We start from the raw sequence: 11,071 nt of genomic DNA, 5'->3' as shown, positions 1-11,071 counted from the left end.
GATTAATTCATTTTTTTCCATTTGTCATTCAGGATGATGCAACCGTAGTCTATACCTTCCGCAAATGCGAAGTCGGTTCCGTTATCGTAAACTTTTATAGGGCAGATATCTTCGTGCAGGTCATAGGTTACAATACCCGTTCTGGTGTTGAGCGCTATCAGAAAAGAATAATCCATCGGAGCGATCAACTCTTTTTCAATCATGAATTTCACGCGGACCTCTTTTTCGCCGGGTGTATAAAATTCCTTCAGCGACCGGTTCACCGTAAAAACCCTTCTTTTGTCTTTTGTCAGTAATGCTATTCCGATGTTTTGGATCGGATCAAAATGATTCACACCCACCAGCATGGATAAGCCTATCTCTTCGGCATGTGAAAAACTGGTGGTGGGTTGATCGCGCGCATCGCAACTGAACACTTCTTTTAAATAAATATCGGCGTTGCTTTTCAATTGCTGCAGTTTTACTTCCCGGCCCTGCTGATAATATCTTTGCACAACCAGCTGCGGATCCCCGCTGAGTTCGATACTACCCTGGTTAAGCAGCAGGCAGCGGGTGCATAAACCTAAGATACTGCCCATGTTATGACTAACCAGCAAAACCGTTCGCCCCTCGTTTTTGCTGATCTCGTTCATTTTACCCAGGCACTTGTTTTGGAACTCCCAGTCACCCACTGCAAGTACTTCGTCAACGATCAGGATCTCCGATTCCAGGTGGGCAGCTACGGCAAATGCCAATCGCACATACATACCCGACGAATACCGTTTAACCGGCGTATCTATATAGCGCTCTACCCCTGAGAAGGCAACTATCTCGTCAAATTTCTGTTTGATTTCCTGCTTGCGCATTCCCAGCACCGCGCCGTTAAGGTAGATATTTTCACGCCCGGTAAGCTCCGGATGGAAACCGGTGCCCACTTCCAACAAACTGGCTATGCGCCCTTTTGCCTTAACGGACCCGGTGGTGGGAGAAGTTACGCGGCTGAGTATTTTGAGCAATGTGCTTTTACCCGCGCCATTCCGGCCGATTATCCCGGTTACCTCTCCCTGTTCAATATCGAAATTGATATCGCGGAGGCTCCACACCACGTCACTTTCGCCTTTGGTTGTACGGTCATTCACCTCTCCTATTTTAAGGAAAGGGTCCTCTTTTCCCCGCATCTTTGCCCAGAAGCGCTCCAGGTCACGTGAGATCGTTCCTGTTCCAAAATCACCTAGATGATATGCTTTGGATAAGTGCTCTACCCGAATTACTTTGGTCATTATTGTTGCAAAAAAATCACAGCTTCGCCGCGTAAGTCACATGGCCTAAATGCAACTCATTAGTTTACAAACCGTTAATTTCTTGAGCCGCATTTGCAGGCAGTCCGGCTTATTAGGCCGAATATAATAAAATCTTTGATAAGGAACAGGGGGTAAACGGTGTTCCGCGCGTGATGGTGTGAACAAGAACAGATGCCGCATTAAAGCAGCAAATCAGGGATTTATTTAGTGCCGTTGGAATCATCTGCGGGAATTACTATCCCAATTTAAAGACCAGTCGTTATACAACAACTGCAGATAACAAAAGATACCCTAAAGTCAAGATGTTCATCTATTCAAAATTTTGATTAAAAACAAAAAAACCTGTAAATCAATAATTTACAGGTTTTTCGTTCTTTATAAGTTCTTTACTTGCGGTGAGGGAGGGATTCGAACCTATCACCACAAGTCTCTGTGTATTAACTCTCTGTGTAACGCTTACCAATTGAACTACACGAATAACTCACTTTACTTCGGGTATCTCAAATCGTCTTAACAAAGATAGACAATTATGATACAATTAGCACAATAAAACAACTACTAATTCGCATAACAGAATCTTACAAACAGCTTATCATTGATGGCTTTGGGCGGGCCACGGGCTGGACCGGGGTCTTTGAAGCCGTAAAGAATAAAAGCGGGGAAAACGCCAAAAAAAACTAATACTACAATTCAATAACCTTCCCTTCCTGACAGTCCGCTGCTTCAGCTTTGGCTTCCTCCCAGGAATCGAAAACTTTATTGTTGCCGGTCTCATCGGTTACAACGGTGGCGTATTCCTCACCACCGAAGCATTCTATAACTATATATTTCATAATTGTATTAATTTTTGGTAAACGTCTTCCCAATAAGCTTTTCGCTTGGCGTCTTCTTCGGGATTGATGGGGTTCAAAAGTTCATAATGCCTGTAATCATCTGCCTGCATGATTGCTAATTGCAGGTTATCTATTTCGAGGTCGAAACCGTTTAAATCTGTGATTTTCATAATGATATTTAAGCTACCTTTAAAGGTTGTGTTCTGAATTCGGCGAGGTTAAGAAAGAAACCCCTGTTAAATAATATGCCCTCCCTGAACAGTTGCCATAACAATGACGCGCCGCAATTAGCTAATGCCGAATTGATAAACAGGTCTTGTTTAGTAAGTGCTTCGGCTAAAGAACAGCTTGGTGTAGTATCTCCCAATTCAGTAGCAATAAGCAAGTCATTAAATTCCTCGGTCACTAAGGGAAGGTCGGCTACAGGGCGAAATAATTCAGATGCGGGTTGCTTTATCTTTTCCAAAGTTGAAAGGATAACCTGTCCGCTGGAACGGCTGTTACCAAAATCCATCCAATACTGTACATGGTTCCTGCCGTGATAAGTTTCAGTCAAAGACATCAGTACATCTGCTATTTCGTATCGTGCAGCTACAGTATCGACGCAGGAAATAGTTATGGTAGCACTGACTAAGTCCCTGTCCGTCATCAAGTCTTTGCCATAACGCAGGGTTTCGGCTTTCCAGTTCGTTCCGAAAAAGCGGTTCACCCGGTTGATCAAAGCGACCGATTTGTATTGGCCTAATTCAGCCGTGGTAAATAACTGTCTGCCCAGATTGGCGGCATCCACCCTATCGTCATCGAACAACCTGACGAATAAACCCGCATGGCCTAAAGCGTTCAATGCGTGGTTCATTCTTGCCAATGCGGTCAATACCTGACCACCTGTTCCACCTGCGCCAATCAAGTTGACCGTTACAGGGTTATAGGGCTGTAACAGTTCCTTTGGTACAATATGCACGGCAGGTTTAGCTGATTTCTTTGGTTTCATTTGATGATTTGTTGAAGTGTTAAACCATTGGGCAATAGTTCGTCCTGCGGAAATTCCTTTCCAGTTCCTGCAAGGCTGCGCCATAATTTAGTTGTATCGGACTTTGTGCTGTTGTTGCCGTTAATGGAATGACTGAAATTGCTGTTAAAAAAATACTGCTGCCACAACTGCATAAATTCTTCGAGACAAGAGCTTTTGCCAATTTGTATTTGCACCGTCCCCATACACACATTACCACCACTATACACGTTTAAGAATGGTGCATGATATAGTTTTGTCTTGGCGGCAGGTTTTGCTTTACCTTTAATGGCATACACTGCTAAACGGTCCGCATTGGCTTTCCAAACCATAGCAGGCACATGATATTTTCCTGACGAAATATTCAAACTGTCCACAAAAAACAGGGTTACTTCCTGTGGTGGTGTATACCAAACCGCATAGCCTGCTGATTGCTGATTGACGTAAAGGACATTTATGGACAACAAGCCATTGCTTTTTAAATAGCTGCTTTTCAGTTCCTGTGTTGTTTGGAGCAGTTCGCTCAATGTTGCCATTTCTTTGACATTCAACGGATGCGCATTTATAGGCTTGCCGTTTCTTCCAATATCATAGCTTTCGACATATATTTCAGTTTGCTTATCCTCGCTCTGAAACTGGTTAATTGCCGCCTCCTTATCGTAGCGATAGATCAGCAGGGCTTTGAACGGCTCAAAACCTGCATTAAACTGTTGGGTGATGTTTTTCATGGTCGTTATCATTAAGTAAATCCCTTAACCGCTCTATGAGGTCAAACAAGCGATTCTCAAAGTCAAAGTCTTTGCGGTCAGCTTCGGGCAGGGTATCAAAGTAATAAATGACGGTCGGCTCATCCATTACAGGCCGTTCCTGAAATGAGCTATTTATCATTTCCAATAATTCGTGCTGAAAGCTATCGTTATCGCTCCAGTAAAAGCTGATGTATTCAGAAACGGTAATGCGTTCTTCCTCGTCAGGGTAAATCAAATCTGTCTGAATGCTGTCGGCTATTGAATGTTTAGGGTACTCCCTGTACAACTTTAAAAACTCAATGGCTAATAGTTCCCATTCCAATTCCTCTTTATCCCGTTGATGGTAACCGAGTATAACACTTTCCATTTTAGCTAACTGTTCAGGATTTTTAATGAGGGGCATAATGTGACCGCCTGCCCGTTTCAACTCATATAGCGTATCTTCCTGTTGCTGTCGCCACTCCTTATCTTCTTCATCTGTTTCGCTTACCCATTGTTCAAGTGTATCATACTGATAGTCCATGAAACTCCCGCTTTCAGCATAAAATGGAATATCAACGATCTGATGCAGGTAAGCAAAAATAACGGTGACCAAATCGCTGATGCGCTTTTGTTCCGGGGCTTGCAACCAGTTCCAATAGGGACGAACAGGGATATAAAAAAGGCAAAGGCTTAAATCCAATGTTTTGACCACCGATAGAACAGCCTTTTTAGCCTTGTCGTTAATGATTATACAATAGGCGTTCCGGTCATTTGCCCTCACCTGTTTTTCTACAGCCTGCCAACTGTTGTAAATATTTTGCGGAAATGGCAGGTCATTCTGTGGAATGGTGAAACCATAGTATTTGCAGAGATTGGCAAGGGAGTGAAAATACTCCCTTGCTACCTTTTCCCTGTTCCCCTCAAAAGCCCAAAACGGCAGAAAACTATGGTTCAGAAAACCATTTCCGTTATGCCTGCGGGTGCGCTCCTTAATGGGTTGCGCCTTATTTCGTCTGCATCGGGCAATCGGTTTAAGCGATTTGCCAGTTCTCCGAACAATTGCTGAATTTTCCATTGGTCGCCTTTCCTGTTGATTTTGATAATGCGGTTTACTGTTTTTGCTTTCATGGCTTAACCTTTTGTTCCCATCGTGCTTTCAAAACGGTACTGCGCTTCATCGTCCTTTATTTCAGGCCCTGTAACCTTCGCATTGGTCAATATGGGATAGGTGCCTGCATAAAAGTTTTGCACCTCGGCCACGGTGAATTGCTCGTTGGGGTCGGTTAGCCTTATCTCCTGGCCGTTCTCTTTGTGCAGAAATACTCTTGCTAAAATCATTGCTTTCATGACTGTGGGGTTAATCGTTAAACTGTGCGGTTAATTTGTCATAAAGGGCTTTGCCTTGTTCAAGGGCTTTGCGTTTGGCATCAATGGCTTCGGCCTTGTCAGGATATTCTGCCACGTCAGGCAGTTGCGCTAATGCTTCGGCGTACTTGGTTTGCTGTGCCAAAACTTTCACTTTCTCCATCGCCTCATCGTACAGGCGTTTCTTTTCGGCTTTCGCTTCCTTATCGTCTGACTGTGGCGTAAACAGGGTTTCTTCGCTCTCGTCATTGTCCTCGTCGGCTTGTTCAGGGTCTGCTGTTTTACCTGCCTTGGGTTTTTCGGGTTTGGCTTTCTTATTCGCCTTGTCGATTTCCTTTTTATAGGCATCAATGTTATTCATTAAGCCTTTGGTTAAAGCAACAGGTTCGGTAAGTTGCTCAAAGAAACCCTCGTCCAGTTCGTCTGCCGTTGCCCTGAACAACATTGGGGGCAGGCCGTCTATGGCTTTGTCCTTTTTCAGTATCACCGATATCGTTTGTAATCCTTTATCATCCTGATGGATATTGAGCAGGAAGTTGCCGTTAAAGCCTAAACCTGCTATCTGCTGAAAAAAATTCGTTTTCATAATTCTTGAATTAGTGTGTGTTAATCTTGTCTATTGCCAATTTTTCTATACGGTTTGCTTTTAGCCCGTCCGCTGTAAACAGGTATTCATTCGCCTCAATGGTTTCCACGACTGCTTTATCACTGGTCAGATAGTCATATTCGTATTGCAGCATAGCTAAATAATCTTTAAGGATAGCGGACAGAAAACTGTCCGCCCATTCCTCTTCATCACTTACCTTTTGCCCGGCAAAGGCTTTTGCCGTTAGATAAGTGTCTGTCTTTTCCCCGTGATTTTCCAAAATCAGCGAGGCTGTAGTCCGGGCATCCGCTATCCATTCGCCATTGCAATAGGCTCCCCTGTCAAGGTCGAAGCCCGTGAGTTTTAATTTTACCATTTTGCCGTCCTCGTAAATATCCCGCCACCAGTCGTCTTCGACGTTGAAATAAGCGTATTCTCTTAAAGCTCTTTCCCTCGCTTTTTCTTCGAGTTCGTCCAACTCAATAAGTTGGATTTGTATGGTTTTCATTTCAAGCGAATAAGAGTTCAACGGCGGGTTTAAATTTCGGCTCCTTATGATTGCCGTGTGTAACGTATTGCGTTAAAGCACGGACGGTAAAAATGGCGGTGTAGCCGTCAAATAACTGGTCAGCAAAAACATTCGGACTTTTGTGTAGCTCTTTACCATACTTGGTCAAAACTTTCTGCACCTGACCCGCCAGTCCAAACCAAAAGTCTGCGCTGAAAAGCTGGTCTTTCCAGTTGGCTGCAATGAGTTCCTTGTCCTCCAATACCGTTTCGGTCAGTGATTTGAGATACCCTAAAAAACCGGGTATCTCATTGATTAATAAGCTATGCAAAAGCCTTGCTTTCTGCACATTGTTCAATAGCTTTAATGGTTGCATGCTTTTAGTTATTAATAATTTTCAAAGCATCTGCGCCACCTTGAGCAAAGGCATTGCACAGGTCAAATGCTACCTGCGCCCGTTGCTTTGCGGTGCCATCCATAATAGATTTGAATTTGGCATCGCCATCTTTAAAACTGCGCACATTTTGGTAGTAGCCTGTTATTGCATTGTAAGCACCGAATAAAGTACCTCCTGTAGTTTCCATTTGTTGGGTCGGGTTACCCATCGCATATGCATAGGCGTTGTCCACGATATTGGTATAGGTAGCGGATAGTTTATCAAGCATGCCCAATTCCAGATTATTGATGACTTCTTTATTAGGTGCCATTGCAACCTGTATTAATTTTTTGACCTGGGCATCGGTAATACTCACCTTAGCCCAGTGATTAAAGAGTTGCTCCAATTCATCCGCCAATACATGCGAAATGCCCATCAGTGTATGCGCCTGTTTCAAACGATCATTTGCGGATGCTGTATGCCTTATCTTAATGCCATTGGAATGGTTACGCATAGCAGCGTTCAAGGTATTATTACAAACAATGCGTATTGGAGTAAAGGCTGCAGTAATGCTGCCAAAGCCATCATGTGAAGTGGTTAAAAACAGGTATTGCTCTATTAAATCCTGTCTGCCAACTTTAATATAGTCGGGCAGTTTTGCAGTAATAAATACACGCTCACCTTTGCCTAATGCGCCGGCGGTTTCGTATTTAATGCCATCACCTCCCCCAACGATTGCATCAAAGAACTGAAATGCGTCTGCGTTCTGTACGACCTCATAATCTTTACCGACCACCCCTAACACCGCATTATTATCGTTGCGAACTGTCGCAAAGAAATGCGGTACTTCTGTTTTCGGAAATTGGCCATCATCCAAATCCGCTAATTCGTTGGTTAAAGAATTGGTAAAAAGCGGCCGCTTTTCAACTGTATAATCTAAACCAGCATACCGAATAGCCTCTGCGCTTGTCGGGTAGTTTTCTACAATTTGCCCTAATCCATGCCATGCCTTTTCTTTCACACTAAAGAAACTATGTTTCTCTGTTTGTTCGTTATAGAAAATATTGTGTGCCATAACGTTAAAATTTATGTTCAAAGTTGAATTCCTTCTGTATTACTCCATCGGTTTTATCCGCGTACAATCGGCTATAAACGTTTAATTAAACTCTTTACTTGGTTTCATTACTTTATTCCTGTCCCCTGCCTGTGTCGGCTTATCACTATCCGGCTTACCCGATTTGGTCAGCATATTGATTTCATCGGTGCGGAATTTCAGGCTTGCCATAGCTTCGCCGTCACGGCTTACCCATGCTTCGGCGGTCATAAATCCGTGTAAATGCACCAACATGCCTTTAGTTAAATAAGGCGCAATAGCATCTGTACGCCAGTAGGTACAGTCTACAAAAGCCGTTTCCTGTTTAGTTTCTCCCTGCGATTTGAAACTGCGGTTTACCGCTACTCTAAACCCTGTTACATTTTTGTCTGCGTTTACCGCTCTTACGGCAGCGTCTGCTACCAGTCTTCCTGTGATTTCCATAACATTTTGTTTTTAGTGAATAAATATTTGTTCGTTACTTCCTTCTGCTCCCCTATACTTTGCGACCCTGCCCGGGTAGTTTTTTTCAAAGAAAAAAGAGTAAAAAAAGAAAGCAATGGGAGGTGTGATTGTAAAGGCACGGGAGAACTATAAGTCCCGAAGGGTGGTCGCAGCGCAGCGGAGGCCATTATGCGTTCGTACGGGTCTGCAATCACGACCTCCGCGTCCTTTTTTACTCTTGTTTCTGAGAATAACTACTGCTTGAAATCCCTGAAAAAAACCTCAAAGGCAGCGGGGCTGCTTTTGCTTTGCCGGGGGCTTTTGCAGCGCAGCGAAAATGCCGGAGGCGGCGGCAGGGATCGCAGCGGCATCCTCCGCAGGAGATACAGCGGAGAGCCCGGTCCCGATTTATCGGGAGCCGCACAAACGGATAAAAACGTTTATAAACGTGTATTTGTCACCGCCGACGGAAAATGCTGCGGAGATTTGCCTCAACAAATTTTAGATCATGAATAATTTAAGCAACAGCGTGCGGTTGACCGGGAGGTTGGGCGCGGCACCGGAGATGAAAGCACTGGAGAATGAAAAAAAGGTGGCGAAGATCAGCCTGGCCACTAGTTATCACCGGAAGAACGGTAAGGGTGAGCGCATTGAGGAAACGCATTGGCATCAGCTGATTTTGTGGAACCGCCAGGCGGAGATCGCCGAAAAATACCTGGATAAGGGCAGCCAGGTGGCTATTGAAGGCAGATTGGCGAACCGTTTTTATACGGACAAGGATGGCGTTAAACACTATGTAACGGAGGTTGTGGTCAGCGAATTGATGTTGTTGGGTAAACCTAAAGAGCGCTATGACGGTTAGCGTAAACAGCGCGGCGCTTTCGGGTATCGACGCGATCCTGATCACGATCGAAACACGGGTTTGTACGGGCGTAAGTTACTTTATCGTAGGACTTCCAGGGGAGGCGGTGAAAGAGAGCTTGTTCCGGGTGGAGAGCGCTTTGAGTTCATGCGGATTTGATATGCCGCGGCAGAAGATCCTGATCAGCCTGGCACCTGCGGGTATACGTAAAGAGGGCGCTGTTTTTGATTTGCCTATCGCGTTGAGTATTCTGGCCGCGTCGGGACAATTGCAGCCGGAACAAATGGATGGTGTGCTTTTTACCGCTGAGCTTTCACTGAGTGGTAAGCTGCGTCCGGTTAAGGGCGCTTTGTCTGTAGCCATTGAGGCCCGTAAGGCGGGCTTTAAAACATTGGTGATACCCAAAGAAAATGCCGATGAAGCCGCCATGGTCAAAGACCTGGCGGTTTTTGGCCTTGCGACATTAAATGGCGTGGTTGATTTTCTGCGGGATCCGACGTCATTGGTGCCAACCGCAATTGCGACCAGGGAAATGTTCGCGCAGGATCAGCAGCTTTACAACGCTGATTTTGCGGACGTACACGGACAGGAAAACGTCAAGCGGGCACTCGAGATCATGGCGGCTGGCAGTCATAATGGATTGATGATCGGTCCGCCAGGAACCGGCAAGACAATGCTCGCCACGCGTTTACCCGGTATTCTTCCACCGCTGACATTACAGGAAGCGCTGGAGACTACGCGCATTTATTCTGTGGCAGGAAAACTGGATTGTACCGGATTGATGAGCCACCGTCCTTTCCGCGCACCCCATCATACGGCCAGCGATATTTCTCTGGTCGGTGGCGGTTCTGTGCCGATGCCGGGCGAGATATCTTTGGCGCACAATGGTGTTTTGTTTATGGATGAATTACCTGAATTTAAACGCCGTGTACTGGAAGTGTTGCGTCAGCCCCTGGAAGAAAGACAAGTGGCGATATCCCGCGCTAATTTTTCCGCGAATTTCCCGGCTAATTTTATTTTACTGGCCGCTTTAAATCCCTGCCCCTGCGGATATTTCCGGCACCCGGACCGCAGGTGCACCTGTACAGCACAGGCCATCCGCTCGTATATCAGTAAGATATCCGGGCCTTTACTGGACCGTATTGACCTGCATATCACCGTTCAACCTGTACAGTCCGGGAGCAAAAATATGACTGAGAGGAGCGCGGCCGTTCGTCAGCGTGTGATCGCAGCGAGGGCTGTGCAATTAAAACGGGCCGGTATCAGCAATGCACAGATGAACACCGCCATGGTCAGGCAGTTTTGCGCACTGGGGAAAACCGAACAGGAGTTACTGAACCAGGCGATGGTACAGCATAAATTATCGGCACGGTCTTACGACAGGATATTAAAAATGGCCCGGACGATCGCAGATCTGGCGGACAGCAACAGCATTGATTTGGCGCATCTGGCGGAAGCGATCCATTTGCGGCAACTGGACAAAGATTACCTCAGTAAGTAGCTTCTCTTGGCCGCCGAACGACAATCAGCCAGTCGTTGTCACCTTCTTTATAACCCAGGTCATAACAGAACCAGTAATCCTCGCCACTGGAATCATCGCAACTGGTGAAGAATTTAAAGCGGAAGCCCCGGCCGCTCAGGTCGCGGGCTTTGATACGGTCGGAATCTTTCCCGCTCAGGAACTCATCCAGGATACGGCGGTTATTGTACAGCACCTCATTGATACCTTTGATAAAATCCGGGATACTTATCTCCGGCGCTTCGGCATTTGCAGTCCGTATTTTGGCAGGTTTTTCCCGGTTGTTGTTATAGTTGGTACGGCAGGTATCATCGCAGAACTTTTTGTCCTTACGCCCTACCTTGATCGGTGTCCCGCAATCGAGGCAAAGTTTTTCTTCCATGATTAAACGTTTAGAAACGGCTATATATGGATAAAACAATGCTTTAACCATTTGGTTGGCAGAATTTTGCATTGTTAATCTAT

Annotated in this window: 16 protein-coding genes; 3 read left to right on the top strand and 13 right to left on the bottom strand. The window is 45.4% G+C overall.

Features of this window, described 5'->3' with window-relative positions; all coding sequences use genetic code 11:
• Positions 1 to 2: 2 nt before the first annotated feature.
• From ACFQZS_RS03955 to ACFQZS_RS03900, 12 genes are all read right to left on the bottom strand, one after another.
• A complete protein-coding gene (locus ACFQZS_RS03955; protein ID WP_377097498.1) occupies positions 3 to 1,259 on the bottom strand; it encodes an ABC transporter ATP-binding protein in 1,257 nt (418 codons plus the stop codon).
• A 704-nt stretch (positions 1,260 to 1,963) separates the two neighbouring features.
• Positions 1,964 to 2,113, bottom strand: coding sequence for a hypothetical protein (locus tag ACFQZS_RS03950; RefSeq protein ID WP_377097496.1), 150 nt, complete (start codon positions 2,111 to 2,113; stop codon positions 1,964 to 1,966).
• Positions 2,110 to 2,283, bottom strand: a complete 174-nt coding sequence (locus tag ACFQZS_RS03945) for a hypothetical protein (protein WP_377097494.1) — start codon at positions 2,281 to 2,283, stop codon at positions 2,110 to 2,112. The genes ACFQZS_RS03950 and ACFQZS_RS03945 overlap by 4 nt, the downstream gene beginning before the upstream one ends.
• Positions 2,284 to 2,291: 8 nt before the next feature.
• Positions 2,292 to 3,104, bottom strand: a complete 813-nt coding sequence (locus ACFQZS_RS03940) for a PRTRC system ThiF family protein (protein WP_377097493.1) — start codon at positions 3,102 to 3,104, stop codon at positions 2,292 to 2,294.
• A complete protein-coding gene (locus ACFQZS_RS03935; protein WP_377097491.1) occupies positions 3,101 to 3,850 on the bottom strand; it encodes a PRTRC system protein B in 750 nt (249 codons plus the stop codon). The genes ACFQZS_RS03940 and ACFQZS_RS03935 overlap by 4 nt, the downstream gene beginning before the upstream one ends.
• A complete protein-coding gene (locus ACFQZS_RS03930; RefSeq protein ID WP_377097489.1) occupies positions 3,825 to 4,928 on the bottom strand; it encodes a hypothetical protein in 1,104 nt (367 codons plus the stop codon). Before ACFQZS_RS03930 ends, ACFQZS_RS03935 begins: the two co-directional genes overlap by 26 nt.
• 56 nt (positions 4,929 to 4,984) lie before the next feature.
• Entirely contained in the window at positions 4,985 to 5,200 is a 216-nt protein-coding gene (locus tag ACFQZS_RS03925) for a PRTRC system protein C (RefSeq protein WP_377097488.1), read from the bottom strand.
• A 10-nt stretch (positions 5,201 to 5,210) separates the two neighbouring features.
• Complete coding sequence (locus tag ACFQZS_RS03920) at positions 5,211 to 5,804, bottom strand: PRTRC system protein E (protein WP_377097486.1); 594 nt, start codon at positions 5,802 to 5,804, stop codon at positions 5,211 to 5,213.
• 10 nt (positions 5,805 to 5,814) lie between these two features.
• Entirely contained in the window at positions 5,815 to 6,312 is a 498-nt protein-coding gene (locus ACFQZS_RS03915; RefSeq protein WP_377097485.1) for a hypothetical protein, read from the bottom strand.
• A gap of 1 nt (position 6,313) precedes the next feature.
• Complete coding sequence (locus tag ACFQZS_RS03910) at positions 6,314 to 6,688, bottom strand: hypothetical protein (RefSeq protein WP_377097483.1); 375 nt, start codon at positions 6,686 to 6,688, stop codon at positions 6,314 to 6,316.
• 4 nt (positions 6,689 to 6,692) lie between these two features.
• Positions 6,693 to 7,763, bottom strand: coding sequence for a DUF932 domain-containing protein (locus tag ACFQZS_RS03905; protein WP_377097482.1), 1,071 nt, complete (start codon positions 7,761 to 7,763; stop codon positions 6,693 to 6,695).
• Between the two features lie 81 nt (positions 7,764 to 7,844).
• Positions 7,845 to 8,225, bottom strand: coding sequence for a single-stranded DNA-binding protein (locus ACFQZS_RS03900; RefSeq protein WP_377097481.1), 381 nt, complete (start codon positions 8,223 to 8,225; stop codon positions 7,845 to 7,847).
• 189 nt (positions 8,226 to 8,414) lie between these two features.
• On the opposite strand from ACFQZS_RS03900, the gene ACFQZS_RS03895 reads away from it, so the two are divergent.
• The 3 genes from ACFQZS_RS03895 to ACFQZS_RS03885 are packed head-to-tail and all read left to right on the top strand — an operon-like array spanning position 8,415 to position 10,588.
• Complete coding sequence (locus tag ACFQZS_RS03895) at positions 8,415 to 8,741, top strand: hypothetical protein (RefSeq protein WP_377097479.1); 327 nt, start codon at positions 8,415 to 8,417, stop codon at positions 8,739 to 8,741.
• On the top strand, positions 8,734 to 9,087 hold the full coding sequence (locus ACFQZS_RS03890; RefSeq protein WP_377097477.1) for a single-stranded DNA-binding protein: 354 nt from the start codon (positions 8,734 to 8,736) through the stop codon (positions 9,085 to 9,087). Before ACFQZS_RS03895 ends, ACFQZS_RS03890 begins: the two co-directional genes overlap by 8 nt.
• Positions 9,077 to 10,588, top strand: a complete 1,512-nt coding sequence (locus tag ACFQZS_RS03885; protein WP_377097476.1) for a YifB family Mg chelatase-like AAA ATPase — start codon at positions 9,077 to 9,079, stop codon at positions 10,586 to 10,588. The genes ACFQZS_RS03890 and ACFQZS_RS03885 overlap by 11 nt, the downstream gene beginning before the upstream one ends.
• Here ACFQZS_RS03885 and ACFQZS_RS03880 read toward each other — a convergent pair.
• A complete protein-coding gene (locus tag ACFQZS_RS03880; RefSeq protein WP_377097474.1) occupies positions 10,578 to 11,060 on the bottom strand; it encodes a DUF2116 family Zn-ribbon domain-containing protein in 483 nt (160 codons plus the stop codon). The genes ACFQZS_RS03885 and ACFQZS_RS03880 overlap by 11 nt on opposite strands.
• Positions 11,061 to 11,071: the final 11 nt, after the last annotated feature.

It is taken from the genome of Mucilaginibacter calamicampi (genome assembly GCF_042676765.1).
Taxonomy (GTDB): domain Bacteria; phylum Bacteroidota; class Bacteroidia; order Sphingobacteriales; family Sphingobacteriaceae; genus Mucilaginibacter; species Mucilaginibacter calamicampi.
This window is presented reverse-complemented; position numbering and strand designations above follow the sequence as displayed.